Source organism: Burkholderia sp. M6-3, from assembly GCF_050858985.1.
Classification (GTDB): Bacteria; Pseudomonadota; Gammaproteobacteria; order Burkholderiales; family Burkholderiaceae; genus Paraburkholderia; species Paraburkholderia caledonica.
Map to the genome: position 1 here is coordinate 3,859,749 of NZ_CP110090.1, position 20,788 is coordinate 3,880,536.

17 protein-coding genes are annotated in these 20,788 nt (G+C 61.9%); 6 read left to right on the top strand and 11 right to left on the bottom strand.

Annotated features, from left to right (window positions below; translation table 11 throughout):
• The first annotated feature begins 201 nt into the window (after window positions 1-201).
• Entirely contained in the window at window positions 202-738 is a 537-nt protein-coding gene (locus tag OH764_RS16970; protein ID WP_027776899.1) for a class IV adenylate cyclase, read from the top strand.
• A 26-nt stretch (window positions 739-764) separates the two neighbouring features.
• On the opposite strand, the gene OH764_RS16975 is transcribed toward OH764_RS16970, so the two are convergent.
• Both OH764_RS16975 and OH764_RS16980 read right to left on the bottom strand, forming a co-directional pair.
• Window positions 765-1,256: an Lrp/AsnC family transcriptional regulator gene (locus OH764_RS16975; RefSeq protein ID WP_498847537.1), complete on the bottom strand. Its 492-nt coding sequence runs from the start codon at window positions 1,254-1,256 to the stop codon at window positions 765-767.
• Between the two features lie 92 nt (window positions 1,257-1,348).
• A complete protein-coding gene (locus OH764_RS16980) occupies window positions 1,349-1,573 on the bottom strand; it encodes a DUF3717 domain-containing protein (RefSeq protein WP_498847538.1) in 225 nt (74 codons plus the stop codon).
• Window positions 1,574-1,744: 171 nt separating this feature from the next.
• On the opposite strand from OH764_RS16980, the gene OH764_RS16985 reads away from it, so the two are divergent.
• Window positions 1,745-2,431, top strand: coding sequence for a response regulator (locus OH764_RS16985; protein ID WP_013590077.1), 687 nt, complete (start codon window positions 1,745-1,747; stop codon window positions 2,429-2,431).
• Window positions 2,432-2,563: 132 nt separating this feature from the next.
• Window positions 2,564-4,066, top strand: a complete 1,503-nt coding sequence (locus tag OH764_RS16990; protein WP_498847539.1) for an ATP-binding protein — start codon at window positions 2,564-2,566, stop codon at window positions 4,064-4,066.
• A gap of 63 nt (window positions 4,067-4,129) precedes the next feature.
• Here OH764_RS16990 and OH764_RS16995 read toward each other — a convergent pair whose 3' ends face one another.
• The 7 genes from OH764_RS16995 to mnmC all read right to left on the bottom strand — a co-directional run bounded on the left by OH764_RS16995 (window position 4,130) and on the right by mnmC (window position 13,512).
• Window positions 4,130-4,660 (bottom strand): SET domain-containing protein, encoded by a 531-nt coding sequence (locus OH764_RS16995; protein ID WP_027804522.1) that lies wholly within the window; start codon window positions 4,658-4,660, stop codon window positions 4,130-4,132.
• Window positions 4,661-4,913: 253 nt separating this feature from the next.
• Window positions 4,914-6,026, bottom strand: a complete 1,113-nt coding sequence (locus OH764_RS17000; protein ID WP_027776895.1) for an NADH:flavin oxidoreductase/NADH oxidase — start codon at window positions 6,024-6,026, stop codon at window positions 4,914-4,916.
• A 195-nt stretch (window positions 6,027-6,221) separates the two neighbouring features.
• Complete coding sequence (locus tag OH764_RS17005; protein WP_498847540.1) at window positions 6,222-6,935, bottom strand: type 1 glutamine amidotransferase; 714 nt, start codon at window positions 6,933-6,935, stop codon at window positions 6,222-6,224.
• 125 nt (window positions 6,936-7,060) lie between these two features.
• The gene (locus OH764_RS17010; protein ID WP_027776893.1) at window positions 7,061-7,699 is read right to left on the bottom strand and encodes a MarR family winged helix-turn-helix transcriptional regulator; all 639 of its coding nucleotides are present in this window, start codon (window positions 7,697-7,699) and stop codon (window positions 7,061-7,063) included.
• A 537-nt stretch (window positions 7,700-8,236) separates the two neighbouring features.
• A complete protein-coding gene (locus OH764_RS17015) occupies window positions 8,237-9,352 on the bottom strand; it encodes a glutamate--cysteine ligase 2 (protein ID WP_498847541.1) in 1,116 nt (371 codons plus the stop codon).
• Window positions 9,353-9,449: 97 nt separating this feature from the next.
• Window positions 9,450-10,655, bottom strand: coding sequence for a cation:proton antiporter (locus tag OH764_RS17020; protein ID WP_020067394.1), 1,206 nt, complete (start codon window positions 10,653-10,655; stop codon window positions 9,450-9,452).
• A gap of 877 nt (window positions 10,656-11,532) precedes the next feature.
• On the bottom strand, window positions 11,533-13,512 hold the full coding sequence (gene mnmC, locus OH764_RS17025; RefSeq protein ID WP_498847542.1) for a bifunctional tRNA (5-methylaminomethyl-2-thiouridine)(34)-methyltransferase MnmD/FAD-dependent 5-carboxymethylaminomethyl-2-thiouridine(34) oxidoreductase MnmC: 1,980 nt from the start codon (window positions 13,510-13,512) through the stop codon (window positions 11,533-11,535).
• Between the two features lie 413 nt (window positions 13,513-13,925).
• On the opposite strand from mnmC, the gene OH764_RS17030 reads away from it, so the two are divergent.
• Window positions 13,926-14,204, top strand: coding sequence for an HU family DNA-binding protein (locus OH764_RS17030; RefSeq protein WP_006050811.1), 279 nt, complete (start codon window positions 13,926-13,928; stop codon window positions 14,202-14,204).
• A 140-nt stretch (window positions 14,205-14,344) separates the two neighbouring features.
• On the opposite strand, the gene OH764_RS17035 is transcribed toward OH764_RS17030, so the two are convergent.
• Together OH764_RS17035 and OH764_RS17040 are read right to left on the bottom strand one after the other, a co-directional pair.
• Complete coding sequence (locus OH764_RS17035) at window positions 14,345-15,661, bottom strand: zinc metallochaperone GTPase (RefSeq protein ID WP_498847543.1); 1,317 nt, start codon at window positions 15,659-15,661, stop codon at window positions 14,345-14,347.
• 253 nt (window positions 15,662-15,914) lie between these two features.
• The gene (locus tag OH764_RS17040) at window positions 15,915-16,361 is read right to left on the bottom strand and encodes a lytic transglycosylase domain-containing protein (protein WP_498847544.1); all 447 of its coding nucleotides are present in this window, start codon (window positions 16,359-16,361) and stop codon (window positions 15,915-15,917) included.
• A 517-nt stretch (window positions 16,362-16,878) separates the two neighbouring features.
• On the opposite strand from OH764_RS17040, the gene gspD reads away from it, so the two are divergent.
• Window positions 16,879-19,230, top strand: coding sequence for a type II secretion system protein D (gene gspD, locus OH764_RS17045; protein WP_498847545.1), 2,352 nt, complete (start codon window positions 16,879-16,881; stop codon window positions 19,228-19,230).
• Entirely contained in the window at window positions 19,227-20,786 is a 1,560-nt protein-coding gene (gene gspE, locus OH764_RS17050) for a type II secretion system ATPase GspE (RefSeq protein WP_020067388.1), read from the top strand. Before gspD ends, gspE begins: the two co-directional genes overlap by 4 nt.
• Window positions 20,787-20,788: the final 2 nt, after the last annotated feature.

The window sequence follows — 20,788 nt, forward strand, 5'->3', positions numbered from 1 at the left end:
TCGCGTGAATTCCACCGGACCACGGCGGGCTTAAACCGCGGCGTCACCAAGTTTTTGTTAGATTGACGGTTCTCTCACGCGCGCACGCCGTCGGCAGCCGCCCTCACCGCTTCCGTTCCAACCGACTCTGTCCTTCCCGGCAGCTTGGCGCCGGTCACAGCGCAAACCGCCGACCACTCAATTCTTCGACAGGAGCCTGACATGGCACGCAACATCGAAATAAAAGCCCGCGCGCAGCATTTCGAGCAACTGCGCGAACGCGCGGCGCAGCTCGCGCCGGACACACCTTTAATCTTCCGCCAGCAGGATTTTTTCTACGACGTGCCGCGCGGGCGCCTCAAGCTGCGCCAGTTCGACGACGGCACGCCCGCAGAACTGATCTTCTATCAGCGTGACGACCGCGACGGGCCGAAGGCGTCCTATTACACCCGCAGTCCTGTGACGAACCCCGAAGCCATGCACGCGCTGCTTGCCACTGCGCTGACAACGCGCGGCATCGTGACCAAGGAGCGGCATGTGTATCTTGCGGGGCGCACGCGCATTCATCTGGATCGCGTCGACGGTCTTGGCGATTTCGTGGAACTCGAAGTGGTGCTCGCGCAAGACGACAATGAAGAAGACGGTCAGGCAGAAGCGCACGCAATGTTCGCGAGCCTCGGCGTTCCGGAATCGGATCTGGTTGCGGTCGCCTACGTCGATTTGCTGAGCCCGGACAGCGCGCCGAAGCAAGTCGCATAGCCGCGCGCGCGGCCGCCATGCGTGCGTCAGGCGGCGGCCGTTCCCGGCGACAGATGCCCAAGCGGCAATGGCCCGTTGCGCTTGAACGTAGTGAGTACGATGTTCGAGCGCACGCTGTCGACGCCCGGCACGCGCATCAGCTTCTTCATCACGAAACTGGACAGGTAGTTCAGGTCTGGCGCGACGATGCGCAGCAGATAGTCGGCGTCGCCTACCACCGCATGGCATTCGAGCACTTCGGGCAAGGTGTCGATCTGCTGCTGGAATTGCTCGATGATCGAATCGCCATGATGCTTGAGCTTCAGGCTCGTAAAAGCCGTCACGCCGAGGCCCAGCTTCTCGGGCCGCAACACCACCCGATAACCGTCCACCACGCCGATCTGTTCCAACCGCTGCAATCGCCGGCCTATTTGCGACGGCGACAGCGGCACCTGTTCCGCCAGTTGCTGATGCGTTGCGCGCCCGAAGCGCTGCAGTACGTCGAGGAGTGCAAGATCGAAGTGATCGAGTTCTAGCATGTAGGGAATTTCATCGACTGTATTACCGCGTGTTAAAGAATTCGTCGTATTGAAAGGGCTTTGCAGGCGACGCGGGGCTCAAACCTTCAGTTCTACAGGCCATTCTTAAGGCGCACGTAAGAATCCCACGCTTGCTGCGCAAACGCGTCCAAACCATCACGCGTGAGCGTGTTCTGACGCTGTACAATCAGGAGCGCATACGGCTTGGAGAGCGCGCTTGCCTCCTTGCACAGAACGAGTTCGTCTCCGCTCGAAGGTGAGCGGGCGCGCCAGAAGTTGATCGCGGCTTCCAGTTCGTGAATGCTTATCTCGGACATGGCTTCGATTACCGGTGTGCGCCAGCAGGCTGCTCGACGACTGCTTCGTGGCCGGTTACGCCAGTTGGGCACAGCCACACTACGCGCGGTCCGTGTAGCAGATCTGTGCAGCAGGCGCCCCGGCGAACCGCTTGCCCAAACGCCTAAACCCATTGTACTTGAGCGAAATCCATGCGACTCCTTCTGATCGAAGATGACCGTCCCATCGCGCGCGGCATCCAAAGCAGTCTCGAACAAGCCGGCTTCACCGTCGACATGGTCCACGACGGCATTTTCGCCGAACAGGCCCTCACGCAAAACCGGCACGAACTGGTGATTCTCGACCTCGGCTTGCCGGGCATCGACGGTATGACGCTGCTTTCGCGCTTCCGTCAGAGCAATCGCCACACTCCGGTGATCATTCTCACCGCGCGTGACGAGCTGAACGACCGTGTGCAAGGCCTGAATTCCGGTGCCGACGACTACATGTTGAAGCCGTTCGAGCCCACCGAGCTGGAAGCGCGTATTCGCGCGGTAATGCGCCGTAGCGGCCCGCACGGCGACATGCCGCGTCCGGAAGTGTCATTGGGCGGCGTGCGTTTGTCGGGCGTCGATCGCCGCATTTTCAACGACGACAAGCCGCTCGAGCTGTCGCCGCGCGAATTCGCCGTGCTCGAAATGCTGCTGCTGCGCCACGGCCGCGTGGTCAGCAAGGCGCAACTGCAAGACCACCTCACGCATTTCGGCGGCGATCTCGGCGACACCGCAATCGAGGTCTATGTGCACCGTGTGCGCAAAAAGCTCGAGAACTGCCGTGTCGAAATCGTCACGGTGCGCGGCTTCGGTTATCTGTTGCAGGAAATCCGCCAGGCCGCATAATCGTCGTGAAGGCCGCAATTCGATTGCGGCCCGACGGCGCCGGGCCGGCGCAGCGCAGTGCTTGCGCGATTCGCCGGCATCCGGCGAAACTTCACGGCGCGTTGCGCCTGCACTCTTCCCGCGCGTTCGATCATGCCCCAGCCGGCCGCCAATAGTCTGCGCCGCACGCTGCTGCGGCGCCTAGCTGCTCCTCTTTCGCTGCTCGCGCTCATGAGCGGCCTGATCGCCTACTGGCTCGCGTGGCAGTACACGCAGCACGTGGTCGACCGCTCGCTCGCCGACCTCGCGACCGCCATCTCCAAGCAGATCCAGATTGCGGGCCCCGAAGCGCCGATCACCGTGCCGCCGCTTGCGCAGGCCATGTTCTCAGATCCGGTCGAGCATCTCGTCTACCGGATCAGCAATGGCGAAACCGAAATCGCGGGCGATAAGAGTCTTCCGCTGCAAGGTGCGAGCGTTCGGCGCATGCATTACGCGTATGTGTTCGAAACCCAGCACCAGGGCGTCACCGTGCGCGTCGCGCAAGTACGGGTCGATCAGCCGGTCGGCAATCCGATCGTCGTCGAGGTCGGGCAGCCGGTGCACCACCGTTTTCGTATTGCGGCCGAATTCCTCGTCGCCATCATGATGCCGCTGCTGTTGCTGCTGCTTGCCGGCTGGGTGATCGTATGGCGAGTGGTCAATCAGCAGCTCAATCCGCTAACTGATCTCGCAGACTCGCTGAACCGGCAAACTCACACGTCGCTAGAACCGGTGGACGAAACCTACGTGCCCGTCGAAATCCGGCCGCTGACTGGCGCTGTAAACGCGCTGCTTGACCGGCTGAAAACCGCGCTCGACGGTCAACGCAAATTTATCGCCGATGCCGCGCATCAGTTGCGCACGCCGCTCACTGCCGTGAAGTTGCATGCGGAGCAGGCGGCTACCGCCCGTGATCCTCGGCAAACGCTCGCAGCGGTGCGCGAATTGCGTGCCGCGGCCGACCGCGCGGTGCGTCTGTCGAATCAGTTGCTGTCTCTTGCGCGCGCGGAACCGGCCGAGCAGGCTGCACGCTTTGTGAACGTGGATATGGCCGCGCTCGCGTTCGATACCGGCGCGGAATGGGTGCCGCGCGCATTGACCTCGCACATCGACCTAGGTTTTCAGCGGCTCGACGACCCGACCAACGACCATCCGTTGATCGCGCGCGGTAATCCGGTTCTGCTTCACGAAGTGATCGCGAACCTGCTGGATAACGCGCTGAAGTATGTGCCGCCGTCGCGCTTCGATGGCGGGCGCATCACGGTCACTGTCTCGCAAACTGTGATTGGCGACGTCCGCATGGCCGAAATCGTCGTCGAAGACAATGGAGCGGGCGTGCCTCACACGCAGCAAGCGGATCTGTTCAAGCGGTTCTTTCGCGGCGACGGCCAGAGCGATAACGGTGTGGACGGCGGCGCCGGTCTCGGCCTCGCGATCGTTCACGACATCATGGCGTTACATCACGGCAGCGTGCATTACGAAGACGCATTGGAAGGCGGAGCGCGTTTCATCGTGCGTATTCCGCTCGTGCATGCCGCCGTTCCGGCCGGCAAGAAAGATGACATGGAGCGCCACGAAAAAAAACCGGCGCATTCAGCGCCGGTCGATCTGTAGCAGTGTGTCTCGCGAACGGGTTGCCTTGCCGTCATTCACATGACGAACGGGGCAACTCAGGCGCTACTTCTTCTTGGCCTTCTTCGCCACCTTCGTTGACTTCGCCGATTTAGCAGACTTGGCGGTTTTGGCCGCGCCCTTCTCTTTCTCGGGCGGCGCGAGCATCGTGCCGCGGCATTTGCGCGAGCCGCAACGGCATTCGTATTCCTTCTTGAGCTTCTTGGTCTGACGCGCGTCGATCACGAGGCCGTAGTCGTAGAAAATCTCCTCGCCCTCGGCGATGTCGCGCAGTGCGTGCACATACACGTGACCGTCGATCTCTTCGGCTTCGCAGTTCGGCGCACACGAGTGGTTGATCCAGCGCGCGCTGTTGCCGTTCACCTTGCCGTCGATCACCTTGCCGCTGTCGAGCGCGAAGTAGAACGTGTGGTTCGGTTCGTCAGGATTATGCGGATGCCGGCGCAACGCTTCTTTCCAGGAAATCCGCTCGCCCTTGTATTCGATTAGCCGCTCACCGGCCGCAATCGGTTCGAGCGCAAACACGCCTTTGCCGTGCACACCTGAACGACGCACGGCGATCCTGCGTGAACTCATTGAATGAATCCTTGTGAAGAACTGGGGATGAAGTCCGGCAGCCGTCGGAAAACGCCCGCGTCCGACGCGCTGTTTTTTCTGGCGCAGATAGCAAACGCGGCGCCCTGCGAGCGCCGCGTCGACTTGCGACGCTCATGCGCCACATCCGGCATCCTACACGCTGAAGACGGCTTCGTTCAACCGTCAAAAACGTGTGGCCGCATCGTGCCCTCGTGATGCCGGCGTTATGTCCGCGTCATGGCGATGTGCGGCTTCATCTTTGTCCGAACGAAATCTCGCCGAACAGCGCCTTTTGCTCGCGCGGTTGTGAGCGCCAGTACTGCGGAGGCGCTTCAACCGTCGCGCCAAGTTGTGCCGCGGCGTGCCACGGCCAGCGCGGGTTATACAGCAGCGCACGGGCCAGCGCGATAAGATCGGCGTCGCCCTCTTCGATCAGTTGCTCGGCATGAAGCGGATCTGTGATGAGCCCGACGCCAATGGTCGTGAGGCCGGTCGCTTTTTTGACCGCCTTCGCGAACGGAATCTGATAGCCGGGTTCAAGCGGGATCTTCTGCAACGGCGACACGCCTCCGGACGATACGTCGATCCAGTCGCAACCGCGCTTTTTCAACTCCTGCGCAAACGCGATCGTGTCTTCGAGCGACCAGCCGCCTTCGACCCAATCCGTCGCGGACACGCGCACGCCAACTGGTTTGTCGGCGGGAAACGATGCGCGCACGATGTCGAAGATTTCAAGCGGAAAGCGCATGCGGTTTTCGAGCGAACCGCCGTAGTCGTCGTCGCGCTGGTTCGCGAGTGGAGACAGAAACTGATGCAACAGGTAGCCGTGAGCGGCATGCACTTCCAATGCATCGATACCGAGGCGCGCCGCGCGGCGGGCCGATGCGGCGAAGGCTTCGCGAATGCGGTTGAGCCCCGGCGTGTCGAGTGCCAGCGGCGGCTCTTCGCCCGCCTTGTGCGGCAATGCCGAAGGCGCATGTGGCAACCATCCGCCTTGCGATACGGGAATCAACTGACCACCTTCCCACGGCGCCTGGCTCGAGGCCTTGCGACCCGCATGCGAGAGCTGCATCGTCACGTTGATATGCGAATGCTTGCGAATCGCGGCGAGCACCGGTGTGAGCGCGGCTTCAGTGGCGTCGTCCCACAAACCGAGATCCGCCGGCGTAATGCGGCCGTCCGGCTCGACGGCTGTCGCTTCGATGCACAACATGCCGGCACCGGATAACGCAAGACTGCCAAGGTGGATCATGTGCCACGCGGTAGCCTCGCCGCGTTCGGCGGAATACTGGCACATCGGCGACACGACGATGCGATTCGGAAGCGTCACGCTACGCAGCGTGAGTGGAGAAAATAGCGCGCTCATGGATCACCGCCCAGTTAAAACCCGAGAGCGAACGAGCATAGCACCGCAGGTCGTTTGCTGCAGGCAGCGAGGTGTCGATAACAGCCGGCGTTGCGACTGCCGATCGCGTTCAGGCGGTCGGACGGACGGGACGCTCGAGCCGCCGCTTGGGCATGGCAACGCGGCGCCAGCTTCAGTCCCGAGATCTCCTCCCGCTCAGGGCTTACGTTCCACCTGATCCAGCCATTCGCCGAACATGCGGCAAGCGGCGGCTTCCAGAGCCGGACCGAATTGCGCAGTCTCCGCGCGCAACTGGCGTGCGTCGATTCCATGGCCGACGAGCTCACCGGCGTTGCCGATCAGCCAGGGCTCGAAGCGGTCAGCGCGAATCTCGGGATGACATTGCAACGCGAGCACATGATCGCCCCATGCGAACGCCTGGTTTTCGCACGCGCTCGTGGATGCAAGACGCGTGGCGTTGGCGGGCAGATCGAAGGTGTCGCCATGCCAATGCAGCATGGATGTCTGCGCGCCATCGAGATGACGCACCGGCGATGCGCGCCCAGCGTCGGTAAGCGTAAGCGGCTCCCAGCCCAGTTCGACATGTCCCGCGGGATAAACCCGCGCCCCAAGCGCACGCGCGATCAACTGGGCGCCGAGACAGATGCCGAGTGTAGGCAGCCCCGCCTCGATGCGTCTTTCGATCATCGAGAGCAGCGGCACGAGGGTGGGATAAAGCGCGTCGTCGGTGGCGCTGATCGGGCCACCGAGCACCACCATCAACGATGGCGAGACGGGATTCGGCGCTTCAATGCGCGCAAAGCCGACGTCGAGATAACGGACCGGACGCCCACGCTCGCCGAGCACCAGTTCGAGACTGCCCAGATCTTCGAAGTACACGTGGCGAATGGCCAGAACTTCCTGATTCATCAGCCTCTCACTTCGCGGTTGACTGGAGACCTGCCGCTACGCGGCGCCAACGGCTGGGCGGGCGGCGAAGGCCGCCCGCCGGAGCCGGCTTTGCAGTGTAGCGGATTGTCAGGAAAGCAGCCGCCTTATTGGGCGAAGATCTTCCAGGTCTTCTTCTGCGTAGCGGCGTCAGCAGTTTCATGCACCGCGCAATCGAGACGCAGGTCCGTGTCCGCCATGTTCAGATCGAGAAGCGCGCAGTGATGCGGCGTCTTCTTCGGATTCTTGCTGGGCTCGAAATGCGTACAGCTCAGACACATGCGGTGGGGCGGAATGTGGCCCTGCGCTTCCAGTTGATGAACCGTCTTGAGCAGCGTGCGGTAGAACATGGCTTGCTCGTCGTCGCGCAAGGTGCCGACTGCTTTGGCCAGGAAGTCCGGCCATTGCGCAGCGCGCTTGGCGGCCGTGCGGCCACGAGCGGTCAGGCGGACGGCGAGCGCGCGGCCGTCGTCGAGTGCGCGGCGCTTTTCAACAAGCCCCTTGGTTTCAAGCGTGCTGACCGCGTCGCTCGTGGTAGCGGCGGTCAACGCCGTTTCACGCGCGATTTCTCCGAGCCGCATCGGGCCCTTTCGCTGCATCAACAGAACCAGGATTTCGCCCTGCGTGGGTGTGAGACCCGCGCCCTCCGCCCACTCCCAAGCCTGGCTTCGCATGGCCGTGCTCAGTCGCAAGAGACTGTGGGTGACTCGCCCGGTTGCCTGTTCTCCGTATACGCCTTCGCTCATAATCTTCGATTCGTTTATTTACAGCTTTTGTGCGGTGCCGGCCTTATTCGCCGGGAACGCCCGTAGCCTGTGTGGGGTAGCCCCGCCCAAAACAGGACGAGACGGATTCGACTATCTCAAAAATTCACCGCCTTGCAAGCCAAAGCAGTTAAGACGACATTCTATGCGAGAGCGGCGAATCGTACAGCTAAGTTATCCCATGCAAGTTGTGGATAACCATGGGACAACATGGGGGAATACATGTGCGCCGATTCTTGATAAGCGTCTGCTGCAAGTTTGCCGGTCTTAAGTTGTCCTCGCTTACCGCCGCCCGCGCACTGCTCAACGGCCTACTTATGGTTTACGCAGCGCCTTGACTTTGCAGGGAATTATTCAGTTGTCCACAGCCCGTGGCAATGCTTGTTAACTACTACTACGTATGTATACGTACAAATTCGAAAAACCTTAAGGGCCCCGAACTGGAAAATTTAATTACGAAAAAAAACCCGCCGACGGCGGGTTTCTTACGTTTGAATACGAAGCGGGCCCCGCGCCTCGTTATGCTCGCCACTTCAGACACTGCTGGCGGACCGCCTCATGCAGCGACTTTTCCTCTTCGACCACGCCTCTGAGCCACGTTGCGTCGTTGACCTGGCCGCGTGCAATCGTGCCGATCTCGGCCAGCGCGTGGCCCGAGGCCAATGCCTCTCCGTGCGGCGCGATCAGATCGAGCGTTTCCAGAATGTCTTCGGCAATCGTTTTGCGTTCGCCGGTTTGCGGATTGATGCAAGTGCCCGCAAGTCCGAAACGGCATGCTTCGAAACGGTTGAACGTGTAGACGAGGTAATCGTCTTCGTGCGGTGTGATCGGTTTGTCGAGCAACAGATGGCGCGCGAGCGTCTGGATGTAGCACGCAATTGCCGCCGCGCGATCCACCGACAGCGGCGTATCCATCACGCGTACTTCGATGGTGCCGAAGCCGGGCTTCGGCCGGATGTCCCAGTAGAAGTCTTTCATGCTGTTGACGACGCCGGTATGGACCATCTTCGAGAAGTATTCCTCGAAACTGTCCCATGTCAGCACGAACGGCGCGCGGCCCGAGAGCGGAAAAGCGAACACGGAATTCAGGCGTGCCGAATGAAAACCAGTGTCCACGCCCTGCACGAACGGCGACGATGCCGATAACGCAATGAAGTGCGGGATGAAGCGTGACATCGAATGCAGAAGGAACAGCGCGCTGTCCGGATCGGGGCAGCCAATGTGCACGTGCTGGCCGAACACCGTGAACTGCTTGGCCAGATAGCCGTACAGCTCCGAAAGATATTGAAAACGCGGCGTATCCACGATCTGCCGCTCGCTCCATTGCTGGAAAGCGTGCGTGCCGCCGCCGCACAGGCCGACGTTCAGATGATCGGCTGCCGAAACGAGCGTATCCCGGATCTTGCGCAGATCGGCGAGCGCCTGTTCGTGTGACGTGCAAATGCCGGTAGACAGCTCGATCATGCTCTCGGTGATTTCCGGCGTGATGTTGCCGGGGATCTTCTGATCCTTGACGAGGCGCAGCAGATCCGAGCCGGCTTTGGTCAGATCATAGTCATGCGTATTGACGATCTGCATCTCGAGTTCGACACCGAAAGTAAACGGCTTCGAATCGATGAAGGGTTCGAGTGACATAGCGTCCCCTGAGTGAGGTCGGCCAGGCAGTTGTCAGGTGCCCAGCCGTTTATTTGAGCAATATGAGGATTAATGCGCGGCCAAAAACGCGAAATGTTTATTCTTCGCGCCGTTCGGCGACCAGCGCGAGGCTGCGATAGACGAGCCACGGCCCGAGAATTTGCAGCACGACGATCGAACACATGACAATCGCCCGGAGTTGCGGATCGAAGTTCGGATAAAGGTTGTATGTGTCGTCGACCAGCAAATAGGCCAGTGCCGACATCGGCGACAACGACAGACCGAGCGCCATGCCCTGCTTCCAGTTCAGACCGCTCGGCTTCGCAAAGGCGAGCACGCCGACAAGTTTCGCGACAAGACGCGCAACAATCAGGCCCAGCGCGGCAACACCGCCGAGCGCAATGTCTTTCCACTCGAACGACGTGAGCGTCAGCACGAACAGAATCACGGTGAGAAGCCACCCTGCGGTGCCGAAATGCTGAGGCCACAATTGCGGCCGCGCCTCGAGATTTTTCACAATAATGCCGGCGGCAAGCAGCGCGAGAATCGTCGACAGCTTGAACAGATGCGCGACCGCAATCGCGAGCAGCACGAGTCCGAACAGCGCGACGAACGAATGCTCGTCCTGCATGTTCATCCGGCGATAAAAGAACGTACAGGTGCGCGCGAGCAGATACGCGAGCACCAGCGAGCCGGCAAGCAGATAAAGCGGCTGAAGGATTGTCGCAAAGACGTTGCCGTAGGCTTCCTGATGCAACCAGCTCGATACCAGTTTTTCGATTACCACCGCATACATGCTGTTCAACGCAGTGAGCGTCAGCAAACGCTGCGTGACCTGACCTTCTGCGCGCAGTTCGGTCTTGAGCTGGATCACCATTGCAGGCGACGTCGCCATGGCGATTGCGGCGAGCACAGTCGCCACCATTAGCGGCACGTTCAGGAACAGCAGCACCGGCAAAACCAGTGCGAAAGTCAGTGTCGCTTCGGCGACGCTCGACATGACGAGCCACGGGTTACGGCGAATCCAGCGCAAATCGAGCCGGCTCCCCAGTTCGAACAGCAGCAAGCCGAGCGCGACATCGAGCAACGGCCGCGCGGCCTTGGCCGATTCGGCGTCGATCACACCGGATCCCGCCGCGCCGGCAATCAGACCGATGACCGCATAGCCGGAAATACGCGGCAAACGCCACGCGCGATAACAGAGTTCGCCGCATAAACCCGCGGCAAGCAATGCGAGCCCCGCCCAGAAAATGGCGTCGGGTGCGAGCGGCCAGGCGGGGAAAAATGAAAACGCCGAATTCATCGTTATGGGTTCTCCTTTGCAGCAACGGCAGATGACACGAACCGGCGCAAACCGGCGCGAACACCGGCAAGCGGGTGCGCGCACAAGGCGCTCACTTTCGCAAACGATTCGCGTATCCGCGTTGCGAGTTTTTCAACGAGCAGATGATTCGAACGCGCCGCAGTCGCAGGGAGCCGGCGCATTCAGGGGTGCGGCCGTAGCAACCAGCACGGCACGGTGAAAGAACGCCATCGACGTTGAATCAGAGTCTGATTGAACGGCACCGTTCCGTTGCTGCGGGTACTGCGAGAGCAGGCACCACGCGGAAAAGAACGGCGATTGTGCCATAGCTTTTTCGGCTTTAACCGAAAAGACGCCAACATGCAGGCAAAACGGTAAAAACATACTTTATCTTGCCGCTGTGTGGAAAAAGCGACCGTTTTTCCCGCTCACTTTGGACTCATCGCCGGCGGTGTTGCGACCCCTGCCGACGAAGTTTGCGCCGTCCGCATGTGTTTTTCAGGACAGCGATTAGACAGAGTCGCGCACCGCGCAGGGATGGTTTGGTCCGGGTGTCAACGCGTGAATCAGCTCGGGCCTTGCTGTTTACGTGTTTACTGTATGTATACGTAGTAACAGTTAACAAGCTGCACCGGATTCTGTGGATAACTGGTTTTTAGCGAAGTAAATCAGCGCTTTGCAAACTTCATAACGGCAAGCACAGCGTGTGCGATGGGAGCGCGGATACGAGGGTAACTTTTTGCGGATTTCGACGGCGGTGGAGTTACCCCGTTTACATCCACAACGGTTCCACACGAGTTGCGCAGGTAAACAATGCGGTTATCCACAATTCGCGGTGGATAACCGGCCGCACCCAAATAACCCACTCAGACAACCATTAAGTCGCGATGCTTCCCTGCCGCAACGCGCGCAACAGAAAGCGTGCCGGGTCGATGTCTTCAGCGAGATCGCGCTCCAGTGGCCAAGGCTCGCCTTCTATCTGCGAGGCGATCAGTTCCGCGCCAAGCGCCGCCCACACGAGACCACGCGAGCCATAGGCGAACGCGCTGTATAGGCCTTCCGTGCGTGGCAAATCAAGCGGCCATGCGCCGCGCAACCGCTCAGCGTCGCGCGTGGCGAGGGCTTCATCGGCGACGTTGCCGACCATCGGCATGCGGTCGCTCGTCACGCAGCGAAATGCGACTCGGCCGGTGAGCGCTGCCCGATCGGCACTCGCGGCAATATCCGCGAACGCGGGCAACATCTGCGCAACGCGCTCGATATTTTCCAGATGACCGCTTGGCCGAAGCGACGTATCGGCGTCGTCGAGTTCATACGTGGCGCCCGTCAGCGTCACGCCGTTGGGTAGCGGTATCGCGTAGCCGTCGCCGATCACCGGCAACCCGAGCGAAGGCGCCGAGCCCGCGGGCAGCAAAGTGAGTTGCCCGCGTATGCTGCGGGTCGGCGCATGCTTCAATCCGGCGATGCGAGCCGCATCGTGCGCCCCGGCGACGATCACCACCGGCGCGCGCACTAGCTCTTTACCGCTGGTATCGAACACGGCCCATTGGCTACCCAAACGCTCGACGCGTCCTACGTCTACGCCAAAGCGCCGTTCGAGCAGATCGCCCGCCGCGGCGCACTGCGCGGCACAAAGAGATGCCGGGTCGATCCAGCCGCCGTGCGGAAACAGCCAGCCGCCCCGCGCGAGCGGCACGCCGGCGAGCTTTTGCGCATCCGCGGCGGAGACCGGCGTGACGAATTCCGGCGGGTAGCGCAACGCCGCGATGGCTTCGCTCATGGAGCGTGCTTCGTCGTCGTTTTCGGCGATCTGCAGCAGACCCGGCGCGCCGCGCGACGGCGCGTAACCGAGCCGTTCGAGCGCGGCCCAGCGCCTGAGCGCATACATAAAGCCGGCGCGTGTGACGCGCGAAGCGACGCTGTCGTCGCGCGAAATCATTGGATGGAACACGCCGGCCGGATTGCCCGACGCGTCTTGTGCAACCGACGCGTGCCGTTCCAGCGACGTCACGCGCCAGCCGCGAGCGGCGAGCCGCTCGATCACCGAGCATCCCGCCAGACCGGCGCCGATCACGACCGCATGCCGCTCGCCGGACGCCAATGGTCCGATCGGCGTCGGCGGTTCATGACGGCGAACGCGCCAACGCGGCGCGAAGTGGCCGACCAGCATTGCCCGCTTCCAGCCGAACCCTTCGACCTTGCGATACTCGAACCCGCACTGGGTTAGCGCGCGCTTGATGTCGCCGGCGCTGCTGTACGTCGAGAAAGTCGCGCCCTCGCCCGCGACCCGCGCCAGCGACTTGAAGACGGCGGGCGTCCACAGTTCAGGGTTTTTCGCTGGCGCGAAGCCGTCCAGGTAGAACGCGTCGGCGCGCAAGCGCAGAGTCTGCAAGCTTTGCTGGGCGTCGCCGAAAGCCAATGTGAGGACCACGCGTCCATCTTCGAACTCGATCCGATGCGTGCCTGGCACGAGCATCGGCCATTCGTCTGCGAGCGTTTGCGCGAGCGCTGCTATCGCCGGATCGCCGATGGTCGCGGCGTAAGCCCGGCGCAGATCGGCGAGGGTGAAAGGATGTTTTTCGGTGGATACGAAATGAAGTCGCTCGCAACGCGACGGATCTGCGCGCCATGCAGCCCAGGTCATCAGGAAGTTGATGCCCATGCCAAAGCCCGTTTCCAGCACGGTGAAGATGCGCCGCCCTTGCCAGCGTTCGGGCAGCGCATTTCCGCGCAGAAACACATGGTCGGCCTGCTCCAGACCGCCGACGGCGCTGTGATAGATATCGTCGTAGAGGGGCGAAAACGGTGTGCCGTTGTCCCGGAACGAGAGGACGGCGGGGATTAGCGGATCGGTCATGCGTGACGCAAAGTGACGCCCGCGACGAGCGGGTCGAACGTTACCGCCGGCGCGCGGCTCGCCGGGCGGCGAAGAAGACGCGTTGAGCGTTGGCAAAAACCAACGTCAAAGCCCCGTCCGTGCTGGGTTTCGGCGCTCGCGGCGTGCCCAGATACGAAAAAAGTACCGTTTCCTTGCTGTATCTGTTCTAAAACCGCGTAATTCTTCGAAACCCTTGTCCTGATTGGGTTTGCGCTGCGCTATCATAGCAAGCGCCGCGAGAGGAGCGGCAGCACGGCCGACGGACACTTGCTGTCCGGCGCTTTCGATCCGGAGGGGCTCCGGAGCCGCAGCTGCTTAACGGCGTGGCGCGCGCACGTATAATCGGCGCGTTCGCGCTGTTCGTGTCAACCTAAACTCAGAAAGGAACCTTAATGAACAAACAGGAACTGATCGACGCCGTCGCAGGACAGACGGGCGCCAGCAAGGCTCAAACCGGTGAAACGCTGGACACGTTGCTTGAAGTGATCAAGAAGTCTGTGTCGAAGGGTGACGCGGTCCAGTTGATCGGCTTCGGCAGCTTTGGTTCGGGCAAGCGCGCAGCGCGTACGGGTCGCAATCCGAAGACGGGCGAAACCATCAAGATTCCGGCCGCAAAGACCGTTAAGTTTACGGCTGGCAAGGCGTTCAAAGACGCAGTCAACAAGCGCTAAGCAGATTACTGCCAGGCAGTTGACACCCGCCAACGGCGGGTTTTTTTTCGTCTGCGCTCCGCCGGCGAAGGTTGCGCGAGACGGGCGCGGTGCTGTGCCGCGGCCCGGGTCGCGGCTTTCACTGTGATAACCGAGACTGCTCAGTCGTGGCGATGTGGAATCTCGCCGTGACCGTGGTCATGGTCATGGCCGTGGTGGTGGTGATCGTGATCGTCTTCGTCGAAATCCCACGCTGGGAACGGGTCGGCGAACTGCTGCCAGCCTTGCGGTCCCAGCGCATATTCGGCGTCGGTAAGAAGGCACGCGTCGAATTTCGCGGACCACAGCGCCGGGTCGATGCCCACACCGATCATCACCAGCTCCTGCCGACGGTCGCCTATGCTTAGGTCGTCCGGCGCGCCGTACCAGTCGGCGGCAATTTCGGCGGCCAGTTCGTCGTCAGCTTCGGGCCATTCGCTGCGGTCCTGGGCCGCCCACCACATGCCCGCGGGACCGTGCCGGCAAGCGCCGCCCGCCTGAGACAGCGAGCCGGCAATATCGTTACGCGTCGCGAGCCAGAAAAACCCTTTGCTGCGCAACACGCCCTTCCACTCTTCATGCAGCAGCGCCCACAGGCGTTCCGGATGAAACGGACGACGCGCGCGATAAACGAAGTTGCCGATGCCGAACTCGTCGGCTTCACTCTGATGGCTATGCCCGTGCGCGTGCCCATTTTCATGGCTGTTGAGCGCCGCAAGCCAGCCAGGCGCGCTCGACGCCTCGTCGAAATCAAAGCGGCCGGTGTTCAACACCTGATCGAGCGGCACGGCGCCGAAGCGGCTCACCACCTGCACCGCCCGCGGATTGATTCGCGCGAGGATGCGTTGCAGACGCGTGAGTTCGTCGGCGCTGACCAGATCGGCCTTGTTCACCACGAGCACGTCGCAGAATTCAATCTGCTCGACCAGCAACTCGACGAGCGTGCGGTCGTCCTCTTCGGTGGCGGCAATGCCGCGTTCGGCGAGCGCATCCGCCGAGCCGTAATCGCGCAGGAAGTTGAATGCGTCGACCACCGTCACCATCGTATCGAGCCGCGCGACGTCGGATAGCGACGCGCCGTCGTCGTCGAGGAACGTGAATGTCTCGGCGATCGGCATGGGTTCCGCCACGCCGGTCGACTCGATCAGAATCGCGTCGAAGCGTTTTTCCGCGGCGAGGCGTTTGATCTCGACCAGCAGATCGTCGCGCCGCGTGCAGCAGATGCAGCCGTTCGACAATTCGACTAGCTTCGCTTCCTTATGCGAAAGCGCGGCGGCGTCTCGTACCAGCGTCGCGTCGATATTGACGGCGGCCAGATCGTTGACGATTGCGGCGACCCGCAAGCCGGCGCGATTGGCGAGAATGTGGTTCAGGAGCGTGGTCTTGCCGGCGCCCAGAAAACCGGAGAGCACGGTGACGGGCAATGGCGGCTGGTTCATCGCAGTAAGGGAAAGCTGGAAATTGGAGGGCTTGCCGGGCGCAGCATTGCTGCGTGAGCGTCGAAACGGGGGCGACGCTCGAGCGCCGGGGGCAGCACGAAGCCGCATTGTGCATCAAATCTGGGAAGGCAAGCGGACGGTGGCCGCCAGCCGACTATGGACCGGACCGCTCCCGCAGGCGGAGTAGCCGGCAGTCACGGGCTAATCAGCGTACCGCCCAGTGGCTTAATCAACAAGCCGATCAACGTGTAGCTCAGCGAGCAGCCGGCATCAGGTTCCACTTGCGCAGAATCGCGGCAATCTGTTGCGCGTACTTGTCGCGCAACGCGGGCGTCTCCGAGTGATACGCACCGATCGCTTGCCACGTATTGCCGTACTTGTTCATCTGACGGCGCAGATGCCAGGCCGCGATATAGACGTTCTTGCACGGCTCCATCAGCGTGCCCTGCGAAATGCCGTATTGAGCAAGCGTGGGCAAGTGGATCGAGTTGATCTGCATGACGCCGTAGTCGGTCGAACCATTCGCGTTCTTGTGCTGCGCGTCTGGCCGGTTATGCGACTCCTGCCACGCGATCGCGCGCAGGATGAGCGGATTGACCTTCTGATACTTCGCTGCCTCGTCGAAACAATCGGCGCGCGCCTGCCCGGCTAAAGCCAACAAGGTAATTCCTGCCAGGGCGGTAACGAGGGATCGATTCATCGGTCAAGCTGACTTGGCAAAACCGCAAGGGTAAGGCTTCGTAATGCATTGCGTCGGCCATTGTTCAGACGCAGGAAGCCGGAAACCGCACTGTGCTCGGGCGTTGACGCAACATCCGGGAAAACCCGTGTTGGCAACAGCGAACCGGCGGCTCGAACGGCTCGTATGATACCGGCAGGCCGATACCCGTCAAGTTGGCTAACAGACATAAGAGCGCGGAACACGAAGTTCCGGCGCGGTTTTCGGTCCGCATCGTCCGCCTTTCAATGTCCCGACGATCCGGCTAGATGCTGGAGGAAACTCTCGGCGCCTTTCCATTTGTGACAAATCCGACATGAAAAACTGTTACTGTTCACCTTTTTCGGACATTGGATGGCCGGCATTTTAGGGCGGGTTCCCGCCTACCTGGCCCGCCAGCAGACCGACAGACCGGCGCTCTGCTCCCATGTCCGCGCTGCATGACCGCCGGCGGCTCGAGCTGCCGGCATCGACATTACATTCCATGAGAAGAAATCGTATGGCTTTGCGTCGCGTCGCAACGGCGTTGCTGGTGGCTGGACTGATCACTGCGCAGGCGGCGGACGCACAGGTGACCCTCAACTTCGTCAACGCCGATATCGACCAGGTGGCCAAGGCGATAGGCGCTGCGACCGGCAAGACGATCATCGTCGACCCGCGCGTCAAAGGTCAGTTGAATCTCGTGTCAGAAAACGCGGTGCCCGAGGACCAGGCGCTGAAGACATTGCAATCCGCGCTGCGCATGCAGGGCTTCGCGCTGGTACAGGACCACGGCGTACTGAAAGTCGTACCCGAAGCCGACGCCAAATTGCAGGGCGTTCCGACCTATGTCGGCAACGCGCCGACTGCGCGAGGCGATCAGGTCGTCACGCAGGTATTCGTGCTGAAAAACGAGTCGGCCAACAATCTGTTGCCGGTGCTGCGCCCGCTGATTTCGCCGAACAACACGGTGGCCGCTTACCCTGCCAACAACACGATTGTCGTGACGGACTACGCGGACAACGTGCGGCGCATTGCGCAGATCATTGCCGGTGTCGATACGGCGGCTGGCCAGTCGGTGTCGGTCGTGCAACTGAAAAACGCGAACGCCCTCGACATTGCCGCGCAACTGAACAAGATGCTCGACCCGGGCGCGATCGGCAGCACGGACGCTACGCTGAAAGTGTCGATTACCGCCGACCCGCGCACCAACTCGCTGCTGATCCGCGCGTCGAACGGCGCGCGTCTTGCCGCCGCGCGAACGCTCGCGCGCGAACTCGACGCGCCAACCAGCATGCCTGGCAACATGCACGTCGTGCCGTTGCGCAACGCCGAGGCGACAAAGCTCGCGAAGACCTTGCGCGGCATGCTGGGCAAAGGCGGCGAAAGCGGCTCGTCGGGAGGAACGAACGAGGCGAACGCCTTCAACCAGAACGCCGGCGGTGGGCTCGGCGGCAACAATTCGACGGGCACATCCGGCACTCCGCCGCTGCCCTCGGGCGGGCTCAACAGCAGTTCCATGTCCTCGCCGATGGGCGGCTCCGGTGCGGGCGGCTATGGTTCCAACAGCGGCAATGCTTCGGGCGGGCTGCTCGGCGGCGACAAGGACAAGAACGAAGACAATCAGCCGGGCGGCATGATCCAGGCGGACGCCGCGACCAATTCGCTGATCATCACCGCGTCGGAACCTGTATACCGCAATCTGCGCACGGTGATCGACCAGCTCGACGCGCGCCGCGCGCAGGTTTATATCGAAGCGCTGATCGTCGAACTGAATTCGAACACGAGTGGCAATCTCGGCATTCAGTGGCAGGTTGCGAACAATTCGATTTTCGCCGGCACCAACCTCGCAACCGGTTCGAGCAACAGCATCATCAACCTGACGGCTGGGGCCGCGGCGGCTGGAGCCACAGGCGGTCTCGCCACGGCGCTGGCCGCGCAAAACGTGCAGCAGGGGTTGAACATCGGCTGGCTTCACAACATTTTCGGCGTGCAGGGTCTCGGCGCTTTGTTGCAGGCGCTCTCGCAGACCGCCGACGCGAACGTGCTGTCCACGCCTAACCTGATCACGCTCGATAACGAAGAAGCGAAGATCGTCGTCGGCACGAACATACCGATCCAAACGGGTTCGTATTCGAACTTGACGAGCGGAAGTGCAAGCTCGGCTTTCAACACATATGACCGCGTCGACGTGGGCCTGACGCTGCACGTCAAACCGCAGATCACCGACGGCGGCATTCTCAAGCTGCAGCTCTACACGGAAGACTCGGCGATCGTGAACGGCACGACCAACGCGGCGACGAACCCGGCCGGCCCGCAGTTCACCAAGCGTTCGATCCAGTCGACGGTGCTCGCAGACAACGGCGAAATCATCGTGCTCGGCGGTCTCATGCAGGATAACTATCAGGTCAGCAACAGCAAGGTGCCGCTGCTTGGCGATATTCCGTGGATCGGCCAGCTGTTCCGTTCCGAGCAGAAGAACCGCAACAAGACGAACCTGATGGTGTTCCTGCGCCCCGTGATCATCAGCGATCGCGACACCGCGCAGGCTGTCACGTCCAACCGTTACGACTATATTCAAGGTGTGCAGGGCGCGTACCGGCAGGACAACAACCTGATGAAGGACAAGGACGACCCGGTGGTTCCGCCGATGCCCGCCGGCCCGAGTCAGGGCGGATCGCCGTTGAATCTGTTCGATCTCGACCAGATGCGCCGTCAGCAGATGCAGCCTCCTCAGTCAGGTTCGTCCGCGCCGCAGCCGAATACCGGCGCGCCCTACACTGCGCCCGCCGCCCCTGCGGTGAACGGCGCCGTGCAGAGCAACCCAGTGCCGGTTGCGCCGTCCACCGCATCGCCAGGAGTTCAGCCGTGAATACGCCGTCCATGCCGCCGTCAGCCTCAACGTCGCCGGCATCGTCGCGGGCCGCCGGAGTTGCATCGGCGGCAATGACAGAGCACGCCGATCATGCGGAGCGCGCGGCGCCGTCCGCGATCGCCGCGAGGCTCGTGCCCTATGGCTTCGCGCGCAGCGGCCAGATCCTGGTCGCGCATCAGCACGCCGACAGCCTCGAAGTGTGGATCAGCGAGCGTACGAGTGAAGCCGCGCTCGCCGAAGTGGCGCGCAATTTCGGCGCGGTGTCTGTGGTGCGTATTCCCGCCGACGAACTCGCGCAGGCGATCAACCAGGCGTATGCGCGCCAGGACGGCAGCGCGGCGCAGGTGGTCGGCGAAGTGGAAGGCGAAGTGGATCTGTCTCGCCTCATGCAGGACATTCCCGAGGTGGAAGACCTGCTGGAATCCGAAGACGACGCACCGATCATCCGCATGATCAACGCGCTGCTCACGCAGGCAGCGCGTGAACAGGCGTCGGACATTCACATCGAGCCGTTCGAAACGTCGTCGGTGGTGCGTTTTCGCGTCGACGGTACGTTGCGCGACGTCGTGCGTCCAAAGAAAGCGCTGCATGGCGCGCTGATCTCGCGGATCAAGATCATGGCGCAGCTCGATATCGCCGAGAAACGTCTGCCACAAGACGGCCGTATCACGCTGCGCGTGGGCGGGCGTCCGGTCGACGTGCGCGTCTCGACTCTGCCGACAGGCCACGGCGAACGCGCGGTGCTTCGTCTGCTCGAAAAGGATGCGACGCGCCTGAATCTCGAAGCGCTCGGCATGGGCGCGGACACGCTCGGCAAGTTCGACAAGCTGATCGGCAGGCCGCACGGCATCGTGCTGGTAACGGGCCCGACCGGCTCGGGCAAGACAACCACGCTATACGCATCGATGTCGCGGCTCGAAACGGCGACCACCAACATCATGACGGTGGAAGACCCAATCGAATACGACCTGGCGGGCATCGGCCAGACCCAGGTGAACGAGCGGATCGGCATGAACTTCGCGCGTGCGCTGCGCTCGATTCTGCGTCAGGACCCGGACATCATCATGATCGGTGAAATCCGCGACCTCGAAACTGCGCAGATCGCGGTGCAGGCTTCGCTCACCGGCCACCTCGTGCTGGCTACGCTGCATACCAACGACGCCGCGTCCGCCGTCACGCGTTTGACCGACATGGGTGTCGAGCCGTATCTGCTCGCGTCGTCGCTGCTCGGTGTGCTGGCGCAGCGGCTCGTGCGGCGTTTGTGCCCGGTGTGCCGCGAAAAGCGCGTCGAAGAAGACGGTCGCGTGCATTGGCATCCGGTCGGCTGCGACAAATGCGGCCAGTCCGGTTATGCAGGCCGTCGCGGCGTGTATGAACTGCTGCTGATCGACGACGAAATCCGTACGCTGATTCACCGCAATGCGTCCGACGCGGACATCCTCGCGGCAGGCCGCGCGCAAGGCATGCTCACGCTGCGCGAGGACGCGGAGCGCTGGCTCGCTTCGGGGCTGACGTCGCTTGAAGAAGTGATCCGCGTGACGGGCGGAGCATAAGC

Coding starts and splice junctions, on each gene's coding strand:
- OH764_RS16970 (WP_027776899.1), top strand. CDS start 202: ATGGCACGCAACATCGAAATAAAAGCCCGCGCGCAGCATTTCGAGCAA.
- OH764_RS16975 (WP_498847537.1), bottom strand. CDS start 1,256: ATGCTAGAACTCGATCACTTCGATCTTGCACTCCTCGACGTACTGCAG.
- OH764_RS16980 (WP_498847538.1), bottom strand. CDS start 1,573: ATGTCCGAGATAAGCATTCACGAACTGGAAGCCGCGATCAACTTCTGG.
- OH764_RS16985 (WP_013590077.1), top strand. CDS start 1,745: ATGCGACTCCTTCTGATCGAAGATGACCGTCCCATCGCGCGCGGCATC.
- OH764_RS16990 (WP_498847539.1), top strand. CDS start 2,564: ATGCCCCAGCCGGCCGCCAATAGTCTGCGCCGCACGCTGCTGCGGCGC.
- OH764_RS16995 (WP_027804522.1), bottom strand. CDS start 4,660: ATGAGTTCACGCAGGATCGCCGTGCGTCGTTCAGGTGTGCACGGCAAA.
- OH764_RS17000 (WP_027776895.1), bottom strand. CDS start 6,026: ATGAGCGCGCTATTTTCTCCACTCACGCTGCGTAGCGTGACGCTTCCG.
- OH764_RS17005 (WP_498847540.1), bottom strand. CDS start 6,935: ATGAATCAGGAAGTTCTGGCCATTCGCCACGTGTACTTCGAAGATCTG.
- OH764_RS17010 (WP_027776893.1), bottom strand. CDS start 7,699: ATGAGCGAAGGCGTATACGGAGAACAGGCAACCGGGCGAGTCACCCAC.
- OH764_RS17015 (WP_498847541.1), bottom strand. CDS start 9,352: ATGTCACTCGAACCCTTCATCGATTCGAAGCCGTTTACTTTCGGTGTC.
- OH764_RS17020 (WP_020067394.1), bottom strand. CDS start 10,655: ATGAATTCGGCGTTTTCATTTTTCCCCGCCTGGCCGCTCGCACCCGAC.
- mnmC (WP_498847542.1), bottom strand. CDS start 13,512: ATGACCGATCCGCTAATCCCCGCCGTCCTCTCGTTCCGGGACAACGGC.
- OH764_RS17030 (WP_006050811.1), top strand. CDS start 13,926: ATGAACAAACAGGAACTGATCGACGCCGTCGCAGGACAGACGGGCGCC.
- OH764_RS17035 (WP_498847543.1), bottom strand. CDS start 15,661: ATGAACCAGCCGCCATTGCCCGTCACCGTGCTCTCCGGTTTTCTGGGC.
- OH764_RS17040 (WP_498847544.1), bottom strand. CDS start 16,361: ATGAATCGATCCCTCGTTACCGCCCTGGCAGGAATTACCTTGTTGGCT.
- gspD (WP_498847545.1), top strand. CDS start 16,879: ATGGCTTTGCGTCGCGTCGCAACGGCGTTGCTGGTGGCTGGACTGATC.